The organism is Yersinia alsatica (assembly GCF_025133195.1).
Classification (GTDB): Bacteria; Pseudomonadota; Gammaproteobacteria; order Enterobacterales; family Enterobacteriaceae; genus Yersinia; species Yersinia alsatica.
In genome coordinates this window covers 628,059-643,093 of sequence record NZ_CP104006.1, presented here as the reverse complement: position 1 = coordinate 643,093, position 15,035 = coordinate 628,059, and the positions used below count along the sequence as shown (strand labels likewise).

Sequence of the window (15,035 nt, the reverse complement as noted above, 5' to 3'; positions counted from 1 at the left end):
CAATTGATAACTACGCTAACAGCTTAAACAACATATTTGAACATATTTTAATTTAAATTTTTTTATTCACGAAAATGTGATCTTGATTACGCCATAAATGGGATTATACAGCTATCTTTTTTGAACACTTTTAATTTTAAATTATTTTTGTTCACTTGGAGCCACGATGCCGCAGACTATCACCACCCCGCCACCGCTGCTCCAAGTACGTGGTATCAGCAAACAGTTTTCTGGTGTAGTGGTATTGAAAAGTATCGACTTTACTCTGCAACCGGGTCAGGTCCATGCCCTATTGGGGGGGAATGGTGCAGGTAAATCGACATTGATGAAAATCATTGCAGGCGTGCTACCACCAGACAGCGGCACCATTGAGATCAATGGGCAACCCTGCCTTAACCTCACTCCAGCCAAAGCTCATCAGTTAGGTATTTATCTGGTGCCGCAAGAGCCAATGCTATTTGCCAACCTATCCGTGCAGGAAAATATCCTGTTCCGGTTACCGAAACACCAAGCTGATAAGAAGAAAATGGCGCAGTTGCTGCAAAGCTTGGGCTGTCATCTGGATTTATCGGCCAGCGCCGGTTCACTGGATGTCGCTGACCAACAATTAGTGGAGATCATGCGCGGCTTGATGCGTGACTCACGTATTTTAATTCTTGATGAACCTACGGCTTCGCTAACACCAGCAGAAACCAATCGCTTATTCAGTCAGATCAAAATGTTATTGCAGCAAGGTGTCGGCGTGGTTTTTATCTCCCACAAACTGCCGGAGATTCGTCAGTTAGCCGATTGGGTCAGTGTCATGCGCGATGGCGGTATCGCCCTGAGTGGGGCAACCACTGATTTCTCAACCGACACTATTATTCAGGCTATTACTCCACAGGCTAAAAATAGCGAGTTATCTGATACCCAAAAGTTATGGTTAGAACTGCCTGGCAACCGCCGTTCGCAAGCTCGCGCTCAGTCAAATCAGCCGGTGATACAAGTGAGTGATCTGAGTGGCGAAGGTTTTGCTCATATCTCTTTTGAGGTTCGCGCCGGTGAAATTCTGGGGTTAGCGGGCGTCGTCGGTGCGGGCAGAACTGAATTGGCCGAAACCCTGTATGGCTTACGCCCCGCCAGTGGTGGCCGCGTGTTACTGGAAGATATCGACATCACCGCGATGAAAACCGTCAATCGTCTGGCAACTGGTCTGGTTTATCTGCCAGAAGACCGGCAGGCGTCCGGCCTCTATCTGGATGCCCCACTGAGCTGGAATGTGTGCTCACTGACTCAGCGTAATCAAGGATTATGGACTCATCCGGCACAGGAAGCTGCCATTCTGGAACGTTATCGTCGGGCGCTGAACATCAAATTCAATCACCTCGAGCAACCGGTGCGCACCTTATCCGGGGGCAACCAGCAAAAACTGCTGATAGCCAAGTGTCTGGAGGCCAATCCGCTCTTACTGATTATTGATGAACCCACTCGTGGCGTGGATGTGTCAGCCCGCAGTGATATCTATCAATTGATCCGCAGTATTGCCGAGCAGCATGTCGCGATCATTTTTATCTCGTCAGATCTAGAAGAAGTGGTGCAGATGGCGGATCGCGTGTTGGTGATGCACCAAGGAGAGATCAGTGGCGCACTGGATGGCAGTGCCATGAACGTCGATACCATTATGCATTTGGCTTTCGGTGAACATCATACCGACGCCCATCAGTCCGCTGAAAATGAGGGCGCATCATGTTGAAATTTATCCAAAATAACCGCGAAGGTACCGCACTATTGGCGATTCTCGCCCTCTTTGCCCTACTCGGCGTGATCGACCGTAACTATTTCAACTTACAAACTTTCACCATGATCTTCAGCAGCGCGCAGATCCTGATCCTACTGGCGATCGGTGCCACCATGGTGATGCTAACCCGCAATATTGATGTGTCGGTCGGCTCCATTACCGGTTTGTGTGCGGTAACAGTAGGTATGGCACTCAATGCTGGTTTTGGTTTGGCACTCTCTTGCCTGTTTGCGCTGCTGGTTGGCATGCTGACCGGCTTCTTTAATGGCATTTTGGTGACCTGGCTGAGGATCCCGGCGATTGTCGCCACCCTGGGTACGTTGGGGTTATATCGCGGTCTGATGCTGTTGCTCACTGGCGGTAAATGGATCGAAGGGTTGCCAGCTACTCTCAAAAGCTTATCAACCCCCATTCTGTTTTCTATCTCACCGATTGGCTGGCTGATTATGTTGCTGATTATCGCCATGGCCTTATTACTGGGGAAAACCGCCTTTGGTCGCAGCTTCTACGCCACTGGCGATAACTTGCAGGGCGCTCGCCAATTGGGGATCCGCACCGACAGCATTCGTATTTTTGCTTTCTCAATGAATGGCGTGATGGCGGCGCTGGCCGGGATCGTCTTTGCTTCACAAATTGGTTTTATCCCAAATCAGACCGGCAGTGGCTTGGAGATGAAAGCCATCGCCGCCTGTGTACTGGGTGGGATCAGTCTGTTGGGCGGCACCGGCACAATTATTGGCGCGATCCTCGGGGCTTATCTACTAACACAAATCGACAGTGTGCTAGTCCTGCTGCGCCTCCCGGCCTGGTGGAATGACTTTATCGCCGGTTTGGTATTGCTCGGGGTGCTGGTGTTCGATGGCCGCCTGCGCTGCGCAGTAGAACGTAATATCCGCCAACAGAAATATGCCAGATTCAATACCCGGCCAGTCAGGGCTGATAAGAAGAAAAAGAAATCTACTCTACCCAAAGGGTATAAAAAAGAGGTGGCACCATGAGTTTATACCGGCGTTACGGATGGGAACTGGCTCTGGCGACGTTGTTGGTGCTGGAAATCCTGCTGTTTGGTTTATCGAATTCGCGCATGTTGGATATCAATGTGCTGCTGTTTAGTACCAGTGATTTTATCTGTATCGGCATAGTGGCCCTGCCACTGACGATGGTGATTGTCAGTGGCGGCATCGACATCTCATTTGGCTCCACAATTGGATTGTGCTCAATATTCTTGGGCGTGATGTTCCAGGCGGGTGTCCCGATGAGTATCGCCATCCCACTGACATTTTTGGTTGGCGCATTGTGCGGTTTGATTAACGCCGGGCTGATTCTGTATACCGGCGTCAACCCGTTGGTGATTACCCTCGGTACTATGTATCTGTTCGGCGGCAGCGCGCTGCTGTTATCGGGTATGTCCGGTGCTACCGGCTATGAAGGAATTGGCGGCTTCCCAACCGCCTTTACCGATTTTGCCAACCAAACCCTCTTCGGCCTGCCAGTACCACTGGTTATCTTTATGGTCTGTGTGTTGCTGTTCTGGCTGCTCATGCACTGCACCCACAGTGGCCGTAACGTTTTCCTTATTGGGCAAAACAGCCGCGTGGCACGTTACAGCGCTCTGCCCGTCGCGCGCACCCTATGCATCCTGTATGCCCTGACCGGCGTGGCCTCTGCCATTGCCGCCGTCTTACTGGTTTCTTACTTCGGCTCTGCGCGCTCTGATTTAGGGGCATCATTCCTGATGCCGGCTATCACTGCCGTCGTCTTGGGTGGCGCCAATATCTATGGCGGTTCTGGCTCCATCCTTGGTACAGCACTGGCGGTATTACTGGTGGGTTACTTGCAACAAGGCCTGCAAATGATTGGCACGCCAAACCAGATATCCAGCGCACTGTCCGGTGCATTACTGATTCTGGTGGTGGTTGGCCGCTCTATTAGCCTACATCGGCATTTGATTTATGAATGGCTGCAACGTCGTCGCAGCAGACACACCCTAGGTTAACACTCTAATTTAAAAAGAAATTATTGTAACGAAATGCCAACACCTCTCTACCCCTTACAGAACAGTAATTCGGAGAATGCAATGAAAACACCAAGATTAAAAAAGCTGGCGCTGGTTTGTGCCCTCGGATTTACCTGTATCACTTTTAGCGCAATCAATGCCGTGCAAGCGGCAGAACGCATCGCATTTATCCCGAAATTGGTCGGGGTTGGTTTCTTCACCAGTGGTGGTAAAGGTGCCGTCGATGCGGGCAAAGAGCTGGGTGTGGATGTCACCTATGATGGCCCGACAGAGCCCAGTGTTTCGGGCCAGGTTCAGTTGATCAACAACTTCGTCAACCAAGGCTATAACGCCATTGTGGTTTCTGCGGTTTCACCTGATGGCCTGTGCCCGGCATTAAAACGCGCCATGCAGCGAGGCGTCAAAATTCTGACTTGGGACTCTGATACCAAACCAGAATGTCGTTCGATTTATATTAACCAAGGGACACCTAATCAATTGGGGTCAATGCTGGTTGATATGGCCGCCAATCAGGTGAAAAAAGACCAAGCCAAAGTGGCATTTTTCTATTCCAGCCCGACAGTGACCGACCAGAACCAATGGGTGAATGAAGCGAAGAAAAAAATCCAGCAGGAACACCCCGGCTGGGAGGTGGTAACCACACAGTTTGGCTATAACGACGCCACCAAATCATTGCAAACCGCAGAAGGCATTTTGAAAGCGTATGGCGATCTCGATGCCATTATTGCCCCTGATGCTAACGCCCTGCCCGCCGCGGCTCAGGCCGCAGAAAACCTGAAACGCGACAATGTGGCGATTGTCGGCTTCAGTACCCCGAATGTGATGCGCCCTTATGTTGAACGCGGCACGGTCAAAGAGTTCGGCCTGTGGGATGTGGTAAACCAAGGCAAAATCTCAGTTTATGTGGCCAATGAGATGCTGAAAAAAGGCGACCTGAATGTTGGCGATAAAATTAATATCCCGAACATTGGTGTAGTCGAAGTGGTACCAAACAGTGTTCAAGGTTATGCCCATGAAGCCAAAGGCAACGGCATTGTGTTACTGCCGCAGCGGGTCATTTTCACCAAAGAGAACATCGACAAATACGATTTCTAATCTCGGCGGCCCGCTGCATGGTGGCGGCGGGCCACACTATTATTTCTCACCTCCGGTTGGAGTAATTACAGATGGCTGATTTAGACGATATCAAAGACGGTAAAGACTTCGGAATTGGCGTGCCGCAGAAAAATCCTGCATTTACGCTAAAAGGCTGCGGCTCGCTCGATTGGGGAATGCAATCTCGTCTGGCGCGGATTTTCAATCCGAAAACCAACCGCACCGTGATGCTGGCATTCGATCACGGCTATTTTCAGGGGCCAACCACCGGTTTGGAGCGGATTGATATCAATATCGCCCCGCTGTTTGACTATGCCGATGTCTTAATGTGTACCCGTGGTATTTTGCGCAGTATCGTTCCTGCGGCCGCTAACCGCCCAGTGGTGCTGCGTGCATCTGGGGCTAACTCAATTTTGACCGACTTATCCAACGAAGCCGTGGCAGTGGCGATGGAAGATGCTTTGCGGCTCAACTCCTGCGCCGTTGCGGCACAGGTTTACATCGGAACCGAGCATGAGCATCAGTCAATTAAGAATATTATCCAGTTAGTTGACCAAGGCTTGCGCTACGGTATGCCGACCATGGCGGTAACCGGCGTCGGTAAAGACATGGCCCGTGACCAGCGCTACTTCTCTTTGGCGACACGTATTGCCGCCGAAATGGGCGCGCAGGTGATTAAAACCTATTATGTCGACAGTGGTTTTGAGCGCATTGCCGCCGGTTGTCCGGTGCCGATTGTCATTGCGGGCGGTAAAAAATTGCCTGAGCGGGACGCGCTGGAAATGTGCTATCAGGCCATAGATCAGGGCGCGTCTGGCGTGGATATGGGCCGAAATATCTTCCAGTCAGAAGCCCCAATTGCCATGCTGAAAGCCGTGCATGCCGTGGTACATAAAAATGAGAATGCGGAAACGGCTTATAAGCTGTTCCTACATGAAAAAGGTTGAATATAAATGGCTGCCAGCCCTTGGCTGGCAAGCGATGACAAGGAGAAAGCCATGCATGTCACCCTCGTCGAAATTAATGTAAAAGATGACAAAGTTGAGCAGTTTATTGAGGTTTTCCGTGCCAACCATTTAGGTTCTATTCGCGAGCCCGGAAATTTACGTTTTGATGTGCTGCGAGACGAAACCATTCCCACCCGCTTTTATATTTATGAAGCTTATGCCGATGAAAACGCGGTAGCTGCCCATAAGAAAACGCCGCATTACCTAAAATGTGTCGAAGAGTTGGAAGGGTTAATGACCGGTCCACGTAAGAAAACCGTGTTTGTTGGTCTGATGCCTTAATCGATACGGGCAGTAGAGTTTTTATGCTGCCCACATTCTCTGCTGTAATTTCTCCCTCGGTAAGCTCCCGCGAAAAAGCTATATTGAAAACCTTGGCTCTGGCACCTTGCTGAATAAGAGGCGGGTTTACACTATGATTTTTCATCATTACACCGGGAGTTAAGCATGAAAAATACCATCACGCTGTTGAGCGTCTTATTCTTCAGTTGCGGAGCTGTTGATGCTAGTGGGCTCCCTACCGGCAGCAATAGTTTTGATTTTGTCATACCGCAAACTAGCAAAAAAATAGAGGTTTTTAGCTATCAACCACCAGAGGCCACCACTCAAACGCCCATCGTATTCGTCCTGTCGGGGCTAAATCGCGATGCCGATAAATATCGCGATGCTTGGGTAGAAAATGCCAGAAAAAATAAACTGACGGTTATGGCTCCGCATTTCAGTAAGCAAGATTATCCCGGCAGTGATAGCTATAATCTGGGTAATCTAATGGATGCCCAGAGCGGTAAATTAAATCCAAAAGGAGCATGGGCATTTACTGTCATCGATTCTCTGTTTGCTGATATGCAACATCAGGGTATTACCCAACAAACACACTATTATATATTCGGAAATAGCGCTGGTTGCCAGTTTGTCCACCGCATGCTGACATTATTACCCGAGCCAAAAATCAAAGCGGCTATCTGTGCCGCTGCGGGTTGGTGGACAATGCCAAGTAATAAAGTGCTGTGGCCGTATGGTTTAGCTAACGCCCCGATAGCCGTAAGCCAGCAACAATTAGCTGATTATTTTGCTTTGCCGGTGCTAATTACCGTGGGCAGTAAAGATAATAATCCTAACCATCCACTGTTGCGCCGCTCCAGCGAAGCAATGGCCCAAGGCAATAGCCGATTAGCGCGGGCGAAAACTTATTTTCTAACAGCCAGGCAGCAAGCCCAGCAAGATAACGTGCCGTTTAACTGGCAATTTTCTATCTTGCCGGGTGTGGGTCACAGTGGCAGTAAAATGTCAGCGTATGCTGCTGAGCAATTTGCCTGGTTTGAGCAACATGGCAAGTTTAGGACACAGAAGTAAGTCTCAGAAATTTTGCGGGTCAAATATGGATATTAATATCTCTAATACAAGAATTAGAGATATGCTTTCATTATTCTTGAGAACTTATATTCTGCATAAACTACATCAAAATGTTAATGCCCTGTTTTTGTACAATTGACAGCAATTTAAGTGATAAACCGTTGGGATGTTTTGCACCATTTTCCCATTTCTGAATAGTCGAAACACGGGCATTCAAGTTACTCATGTCTTGTTTAGCAAACATTCTTTTTTCTACTTATACTTAATTAGCTGGTAACAAACGCTTTCTAGCTAAGGTGATAAGAGTTCTATCACCGCTAGTGGCATTGCAGGCTCCGAACTATCGACTCTCCTATTTTATTCAGCCTTTTCCGTTTTCTCGGTAACTTTCCATTTTCCGTTAACCCACTCGCGGGTCGTCAATACCACGGACTCACCATCAGCAGTATAACCTTCGGTCACTTCTTCGATCAGCACCGGTTTATCATTGGCAAGCTGATAAGTTGAGGATTGATGCCAGCAGCAACCACTTTTGGTGAAAGTAGTAATGGTTTTCGTTTTTTTGTCGACCCCAAATAATCCCAGATTAGTGCTGGCCAGTTCCGTCAAACTAGCATTAATACGGAACTGTTGTTTGGTAACATCGAACAGATAAATATCATAAGATGGCCCACCGTAGGCGCCGCTATTACCATTACGTAGCGCAATATCGTCATAATTATCAAAGTTAATATCTTCGATAACCAATCCGCTATTATTATCGCCATACATCTCTATCAAATTGGTTGTAGCTTTACCTTTGGTGTCCAGCTCAATAAAAATATTTTCCATTGCAATACGCTGGAATAGTTCACCACGATCTTTCTTGAAAATATCTAAGGTACCCACCCCTTCGCAGGTCGAGTAGGATTTATTATCATTGCACCCTGCCACACTGAGAATAAAGTCCCACTGCTCGGAAGCGCCTTTAATAACAGAAACATTACCGCTACCAGAAAGTGCTTTAATGCGGTTTATCATGCTATTACTCAGGCAGACATCATCCTGACACAGGTCACGCTCTTTCAACCAGGCCAACTGTTGCTGTTTCGCCACCGCTTTATCCTGCTGCTTAATATAGGCCTGATAATCTTTATTCAGTACCGCATCTAATTGCTGTAACTGGCTGCTGGAACAGATATTCTTCTCTGTCACTGTGGTCGCTTTACTGCAATCCATAGCAAAAATTGCGGTGGAAAATAATGAGATAGGAAGCAAAAGCAGCAAAGATAAATTACGCATGATAGTCCTTTAAAATAGAGAAGCGTCAGTTAAGATAAATGCTAATAAAACAGTAGCATGAAGCTGACAGCATTTCACTGAGCGGGTTATCGTGCTCAACCGACTTATGATAATAAATACCCCGGTTATCAGATAACGCCTATCAGCAAAATGCCTCTTGTGCGTTATTCTTAGCGCCGAAGATAATGATTGGCAGCCTTTCTGCGATATCGCGCTCTATATGCTGTGCTCTCCACTGTAAACAGGAGTTTCTATGACTATCACTCATCGCCTGACACTGGCTTTGGCTTTATCCACCATACTGCTAGCGGGTTCAGTTAACGCTAATAGCTTATTGGACTCAGTAAAGAGTGCCGCAGATCAGTACAGTAAATCCGGCGACAGTTCATCTTCACTGTCGTCGCTAACGGGTTTACTTAATGGTGGCGATAAGGGACTGAGTGCCAGTTCCATGACCAATGCCGCCGGTATATTGCAATATTGCGTACAAAATAATGTGCTATCCGCCAATGGTACCACCGCCATTAAAGACCAACTGATGAGTAAGCTAGGGATCACCAGCACTGAAAATGCCAAGAGCCAGGATTATCAGGAAGGTTTAGGTGGGTTACTGAAAACGGGTGAAGGGAAGAGTTTGAATCTGAACGATCTTGGTAGCGAGCAAATTACAGAAAAAATCAAAACCAAAGCCTGTGATTTAGTGCTAAAACAAGGTAAATCGTTCTTGTTGAATTAATAGAATCAGAAATAGCAAAGCGCGGCTTATGGCTGCGCTTTTTATTGCCAGCTTTAAATACTCCCCATACTTTGGGGAGTATTTATATGACTCACAAATTGTATTAAACCGCTTTTTCTGATTCTACTGGGTTTTGATTGCGACTGATGGCAACTTTGAATACCCAGTAGATAACGCTGGCAGCAACCAATGAGTTAATGGTCGGAATCCCCCACTCAGTCACTAGCCCCACCACACTGCCGGCAATACTGGCAATTATTGCCACCCAGCCGATGGCCGGTGTTTGATTATCATCAGGCAGTTTCCCTTCCTGGCGGCTTTTATCCAGAATTTTGCGATGAGATCGCAAAATATAATAGTCCACCAGCATAATGCCGATAATTGGCGGGAATACGACCCCCAGAACTGTTAGGAAATCGACAAAACGGTCCAATATTCCCAATACAGACAGCGTGGTACCCAATACACCAATAACTAAGGTGGTGAAGGTATATTTCAGCTTTTTACCGGTTAAACCTTCAACTGCGTTAACAATGCCGAGTGATGAAGAGTACAAATTGAGGTCATTAACCCTTAATGTAGAGAACACCACAACCAGCAGACCCGCGCCACCAGCCGCTTGGGACATGATAGTCACGACATCTGCCGTGCCGAGAGTTTTAGCAATCAGGATAGCCAAGCCATTGACGATGAACTCCCCGGCAATAATGGTGAAAATCGTCACACCAAGAACATGCTTACCATTTTTGGAATAACGTGTCAGGTCAGGGGTCATCAGACTCGCCACAATGGCTCCCCCAACAACAATAGTAATACCCGCGCTGATCGGCAGAGGGTCACCCGGTGGAACTAACTGGATGATTTCGTGAATATTATGGCCTGACAAGGTAGTTATAGAGATATAAGCTACCAGCAAAATAAACATTGGCACCGCGATGCGGGCGGCAATACGCAGTGCTTTAAAACCAAAGGCGACCAAGATAGTTAGCAAGCTACCCGATAAGGCTGCAGCAAACCCAAACCCAAGTTTATGACCCAGTGCAAAATCCAGAGATTTAGCAAAAATAGCGTTTTGAATGCCAAACCAACCGAGCAAACTGACGGCAACGACAATCCCGATAAGTACCGATCCTAAGCGACCAAAACCACACCAACGGGCTAGCAAACTGCCGGAAATCCCTTCACGCATCCCCGCAAGACCCAGACCGTAAGTCACCACACCAAATATTATGCTGCCAATGAGGATTGCAGTGAATGCATCAACCAAAGTCATGGAGTTACCGAGTACCGCACCCAGCATGAATTGATCCAGCGCGGTTAACATCCCCATATGTACGATGGCGACACTTAAAAATGAAACCCTTTTATCCTGTGGCACTCGGCTCAATGGATAATCTTCAATTTTGATCACGATAAGGTGTACCCTTAGTTGTCAGATAAACTGGATCCCTTTTGCCACCAGTCGATCCGGAATATAATTATCCAAATTTGCAAATTTGCAAAACTCCTCAAATTGTTGCAACGTGTGGACATCAGATTTTTGATAAATAGTATATATTCTATTTTCTATCGTTTTAGTACTGATGTTATATATCTTGGCTATTTCTTTAACGGAAAATCTTTGCAGCATTAAAAATATAACGTCAAGCTCAGCCCGAGTAAATGTACTGTTATTAATTTCAGTTGTCAGAATACTGGGTTTTTGTTGATTGATATATTTTAGAGGGGATAAAGTATTAAGTGGTTTGGCGCTCCACATAACACCGATAACTTCTTTTCTATCATTATAAATAGGCAGTTTTTCACTGATAAAGGGTGTCAAAGTCTCTTTACCATACCAATAATGTGTTTCTATTACGGTAACGCGGTCTTGAGTCTCTCCAGTCCTTTTATCATGTTCAATAAACTCAGGGGAAAATTCAGCCCAATGCGCTGGAAACTCATCATCCATCTTCCCTTCTATATCAAAACTCAATGGCGTATTGGTATAGAGATAAGCAGCCTTATTCATATAGATATGGCGAGAATTTAGATCTTTAATGCCCCATGGTTCACTTAAGTGTTCCATCATGGCAATAAGGCCCTTGAAATAAATTTCATTATTTTTATCGGGCAAATCCATGGCGACCTCGCCGATCAAAAATGGGTTAAAAGTCTTTCGCCAAGTAGAATCTAGTATGCTTTTTAGCATATCCGCCTAAATTGCCATATACGCTGTAACCTAATTTTTCATAGAAGCCTCTGGCCTGAAAATCGAAAGTGTCCACATAAGCCATATGACATCCACGCTTAATCGCTTCTTCTTCCGCCTTTTCCATTAACTGGCGACCATAACCGCTTTTACGATATTCATCGCTGACCCAAAGGTATTGAACCTCAAGCCCGCCCCACCATGTCCTGGCAACTAATCCTGCAACAATTTTACCGTTGTCGTCGGTAACGGTGACGAACAATGGGTGAATGTCTACGATTTCCGTTTTATTATTGTGAGCCCAAAGACCATTGATGACATACTCCTCGTCTTCTGGGTTTGGCGTATCCGTAACGTTGATATTCATTTTCGCAACATACCTTCCTGTGTTAATAATTATAATCAAATTCATTCATTCCAACCACCTGTAATATCATTTTCCTTAAAGTGTTACAAGAGTGGTTTTCACCCGTTCCCGCCATCGTATTAAGTGTTTATATTTATTGGGACAGAGCCAAAATATATCAATACAATTTGTATGGGTAATCTGCTTTTTTCAAGCTCTGTCTGCAAATGCTGATATCGCCTCACCAGGGCCTCATCGGGGAAGTTCATCCATAATTCACGGCTCCACCCGTAGAGCAAGAATAACTTGCCAGAGGGAGGAGCCGCTCTTCGAGATAACGATCCATAAACCCTACTACTTAATATTTATAAGACTGGGAATAGGATATTTGGCGATAGCAGGGAGTATTGAGGGAGCGGCTTCCACAGTGCGTCGCAATATACGCTGCCGGAAGCCACGATGAATAGCTGGATTACTCGTCGAAGAACCAATAACCTTGATTAACCAAGTCGGTTAACTCAGTGATAAACGCCGGATTATTTAAGGCTTCACCTAGCTCTTTTTTCCCAATAGTGGTGTAGCGGCACAGTGCATCAGCGGCTTTAGGATCGACAGTATCCAGACGCTCATTGTTGATGAAGAAGCTGTCAGCAACTCGTAGAACTCGTAGCCCACTCAAGCGCGTCAAAACCGCCCCTTGTTTCAAGGCGTCGGCAATCTCATCTTGCTCGTAAGGCGGCTCTGCCGGGGCAATATCCAGCTCATGGCGCGGTGTTGTCGCGAAACGGCCAAACCACTGTTTAAAATCTTCCGGCTGATTAATCATGTCGAGCATCATCTTGCGCAAGCGGTCGAGCTCATAATCTTCCACTCGCCCCGGATGCTCCCGGCATGTTAAATCTGGGTCGCTGTAGTGCTCACCGCCAAGATCGTTCTCTAACACGTAATCAGCGAAACTGCTGATTAAATCCCTCCCGTTCGGCCCACGAAAACCGACTGAATAGTTAAAGGCTGTTTCATGGGTAAAACCGTCGTGTGGGAAGCCCGGCGGAATATATAAGATATCACCCGGCGCCAAGTCTTCATCAATGATTGGCGTGAAAGGTTCGACGTGCAACAGGGCTGGGTGCGGGCAAAACTGCTTCAGAGGCAACTTATCACCAACGCGCCAACGCCGGCTGCCCATCCCCTGAATGATAAAGACATCGTACTGGTCGATATGGGGTCCGACACCGCCGCCCGGAACAGAAAAGGAGATCATCAGGTCGTCTAAGCGCCAATCCGGTAACACCCGAAATGGGCGCACCAGTTCGGCTGACGGGGCATGCCAGTGGTTAACTGCCTGTGCCAATAACGACCAGCCAGTTTCACCCAGATTATCAAAATGCTCAAATGGCCCATTACTGGCCTGCCACTGACCATTGTTATGGCTGACCAGACGGCTATCGACTTCAGCCTCCATCGCTAAACCCGCCAATTCATCCGGCGTAATAGGATCAACAAAGTTTGGGAAGGCATTTTTCAATACAACAGGCTGTTTTTGCCAGTATTTCTCTAAAAATTCGGGCCAATTAAGATTCAGTTGATAAGCCATGCTTTCATACCAGTAAGAAGAAAAACGGCCCTGATTATAAAGTGGCGAATACCCAAGCCGCCTTGTCATTGGTCAAGGCGGAACCAATCTTGGCGAACGACTCTCCAGCGATAAGGAGATAGCCACAGTGCGTTGGTTTTCTCTTTGTGGATCACATTTTTGGGATGCCGCTATTCCCACATAAAAATCGCGTGTTATTATTCACGATGTAAATCCCTTTCAACTCATACCGAGGCTTGATGCTGGAGAATGTAATCATCCGATAATCAGCTTGCCGACCTTTTCAGGCCGGACTGGTTATCAATGCGCCGAAATCGAATGCGGACACCGCTGTGTGTTTGCACGTTTTGCACATGATGATTAATAGGTTTCCAGTATGAATTTATCCCGTCAGGAACAACGTACCTTACACGTTCTCGCCAAAGGTGGACGTATTGCGCACATCCGTGATACCTCCGGGCGCGTCACATCAGTTGAATGCTATAGCCGCGAAGGGCTGCTGCTCAGCGACTGCACACTTGCCGTCTTCAGAAAACTCAAAACCAAGAAACTGATTAAGTCCGTCAATGGTCAGCCATACCGCATCAACACCACCGGGCTAAATAACGTTCGTGCCCAGTTGGATAATTGCTAAGACGTTAGCGATGAACACTTTGTTTTCTCAGAACATAGTGAAGACTGAAAGTGGGTGCTGGTTTGATTTCACTAGAATGGCTCGCAGCATCAACAAATAAAATAATGCCCCTGTCTGAGGATGGGGGCACAAGGAGTATCTATGGATATCAGCGATATCATTCTTATTAATCAACCGATAAAACTGTCGGCAGATGAAAGTAAAATCCCTTGGGATGCCCCCGACTTTAGCCAGCGCATGCTGGATAATCACCTGTCGCAGGAGCATGACTGGGCTAGCCGGAAGCTCGTGATCATCGAGCAGCAGGTAGACTGGATTGCCCAGCAACTTTCCGCTAACGAGCGGGTTCTCGATCTCGGCTGTGGTCCGGGGTTCTATAGCCAGTTACTGGCACAACGCGGCTTTCACTGTACTGGGGTGGATTTCTCGCCAGCCTCTATCGAGTATGCCCGCCAACAGTCGCTGGCAGCAGGACTCAACATCGAATATCAACAGCAGGACGTCCGGGAATATTCCCCGGCTCAACCATTCGATTTCATTATGATGACTTTCGGTGAAATCAATGTTTTCAGTGCCACAGAAGCCCGGGATCTGCTGCGCCGCTGCGCACAGTGGCTGGCTCCGGGAGGAAAATTGCTAGTAGAAGTGCATGATTTTGATGAGATAAAACGTCAGGGTCTGGCAGAACCAAGTTGGCAGCGTTGCCCACAGGGGCTGTTTCTTGCCACTCCACACCTATTGCTGACGGAGAATATTTGGGATGAACAGGCACAGACCAGTTCAACATTATTCTGGGCAATAGAAGAAAATGGTGCTGTCACGCGGTTTGGTAATCAAATGACGGCATGGCGAGATGCTGAGTATCAACAACTGCTGACCGAGTGCGGTTTTCATCTGCCACAGCGGGTCGATATTACCGCATGGCCGGTGAGTAAGACATTTGAAGGAAAACTGTTTGCCTTACTGACTCAGGTCAGCGATTAACAACTTTATCAGCCTGGTGC

Annotated in this window: 14 protein-coding genes and 2 pseudogenes; 10 read left to right on the top strand and 6 right to left on the bottom strand. The window is 47.3% G+C overall.

The genetic code is table 11. The features are described from left to right. Positions 1–166: 166 nt before the first annotated feature. From lsrA to N0H69_RS02850, 7 genes are all read left to right on the top strand, one after another. Positions 167–1,732: an autoinducer 2 ABC transporter ATP-binding protein LsrA gene (gene lsrA / locus N0H69_RS02880; protein ID WP_050109559.1), complete on the top strand. Its 1,566-nt coding sequence runs from the start codon at positions 167–169 to the stop codon at positions 1,730–1,732. Further along, complete coding sequence (lsrC, locus tag N0H69_RS02875) at positions 1,726–2,775, top strand: autoinducer 2 ABC transporter permease LsrC (RefSeq protein WP_050109560.1); 1,050 nt, start codon at positions 1,726–1,728, stop codon at positions 2,773–2,775. Before lsrA ends, lsrC begins: the two co-directional genes overlap by 7 nt. Then, on the top strand, positions 2,772–3,773 hold the full coding sequence (gene lsrD / locus N0H69_RS02870; protein ID WP_050150408.1) for an autoinducer 2 ABC transporter permease LsrD: 1,002 nt from the start codon (positions 2,772–2,774) through the stop codon (positions 3,771–3,773). Before lsrC ends, lsrD begins: the two co-directional genes overlap by 4 nt. Before the next feature lie 81 nt (positions 3,774–3,854). Continuing rightward, positions 3,855–4,889, top strand: coding sequence for an autoinducer 2 ABC transporter substrate-binding protein LsrB (lsrB, locus tag N0H69_RS02865; protein ID WP_050109562.1), 1,035 nt, complete (start codon positions 3,855–3,857; stop codon positions 4,887–4,889). A 71-nt stretch (positions 4,890–4,960) separates the two neighbouring features. Then, positions 4,961–5,836, top strand: a complete 876-nt coding sequence (gene lsrF / locus N0H69_RS02860; RefSeq protein WP_050109563.1) for a 3-hydroxy-5-phosphonooxypentane-2,4-dione thiolase — start codon at positions 4,961–4,963, stop codon at positions 5,834–5,836. 51 nt (positions 5,837–5,887) lie between these two features. Then, entirely contained in the window at positions 5,888–6,178 is a 291-nt protein-coding gene (gene lsrG, locus N0H69_RS02855) for a (4S)-4-hydroxy-5-phosphonooxypentane-2,3-dione isomerase (RefSeq protein WP_050109581.1), read from the top strand. A 165-nt stretch (positions 6,179–6,343) separates the two neighbouring features. Further along, on the top strand, positions 6,344–7,249 hold the full coding sequence (locus tag N0H69_RS02850; RefSeq protein WP_050121659.1) for a hypothetical protein: 906 nt from the start codon (positions 6,344–6,346) through the stop codon (positions 7,247–7,249). Between the two features lie 100 nt (positions 7,250–7,349). Here N0H69_RS02850 and N0H69_RS02845 read toward each other — a convergent pair. Both N0H69_RS02845 and N0H69_RS02840 read right to left on the bottom strand, forming a co-directional pair. Continuing rightward, positions 7,350–7,466, bottom strand: a pseudogene (locus N0H69_RS02845) (helix-turn-helix domain-containing protein); the annotation flags it as partial. A 140-nt stretch (positions 7,467–7,606) separates the two neighbouring features. Further along, positions 7,607–8,530 (bottom strand): lysozyme inhibitor LprI family protein, encoded by a 924-nt coding sequence (locus tag N0H69_RS02840; RefSeq protein ID WP_050150410.1) that lies wholly within the window; start codon positions 8,528–8,530, stop codon positions 7,607–7,609. A 253-nt stretch (positions 8,531–8,783) separates the two neighbouring features. Here N0H69_RS02840 and N0H69_RS02835 point away from each other — a divergent pair, with 253 nt between their 5' ends. Beyond that, on the top strand, positions 8,784–9,266 hold the full coding sequence (locus tag N0H69_RS02835) for a YjjA family protein (protein WP_050121664.1): 483 nt from the start codon (positions 8,784–8,786) through the stop codon (positions 9,264–9,266). A 103-nt stretch (positions 9,267–9,369) separates the two neighbouring features. Here N0H69_RS02835 and N0H69_RS02830 read toward each other — a convergent pair whose 3' ends face one another. From N0H69_RS02830 to N0H69_RS02815, 4 genes are all read right to left on the bottom strand, one after another. After that, positions 9,370–10,677 (bottom strand): cytosine permease, encoded by a 1,308-nt coding sequence (locus N0H69_RS02830; protein ID WP_050150412.1) that lies wholly within the window; start codon positions 10,675–10,677, stop codon positions 9,370–9,372. 21 nt (positions 10,678–10,698) lie between these two features. After that, positions 10,699–11,388: a helix-turn-helix transcriptional regulator gene (locus tag N0H69_RS02825; protein ID WP_050133321.1), complete on the bottom strand. Its 690-nt coding sequence runs from the start codon at positions 11,386–11,388 to the stop codon at positions 10,699–10,701. A gap of 25 nt (positions 11,389–11,413) precedes the next feature. Then, the gene (locus N0H69_RS02820; RefSeq protein WP_050109583.1) at positions 11,414–11,824 is read right to left on the bottom strand and encodes a GNAT family N-acetyltransferase; all 411 of its coding nucleotides are present in this window, start codon (positions 11,822–11,824) and stop codon (positions 11,414–11,416) included. 451 nt (positions 11,825–12,275) lie between these two features. Beyond that, entirely contained in the window at positions 12,276–13,397 is a 1,122-nt protein-coding gene (locus tag N0H69_RS02815) for a ribosomal protein uL16 3-hydroxylase (RefSeq protein ID WP_050121668.1), read from the bottom strand. 376 nt (positions 13,398–13,773) lie between these two features. Between N0H69_RS02815 and N0H69_RS02810 the strand changes: the two genes are divergently transcribed. Then, positions 13,774–14,031: a YjhX family toxin gene (locus N0H69_RS02810; protein WP_050109569.1), complete on the top strand. Its 258-nt coding sequence runs from the start codon at positions 13,774–13,776 to the stop codon at positions 14,029–14,031. 141 nt (positions 14,032–14,172) lie between these two features. After that, positions 14,173–15,003: pseudogene (locus N0H69_RS02805) on the top strand (class I SAM-dependent methyltransferase); the annotation flags it as partial. Positions 15,004–15,035 lie beyond the last annotated feature (32 nt).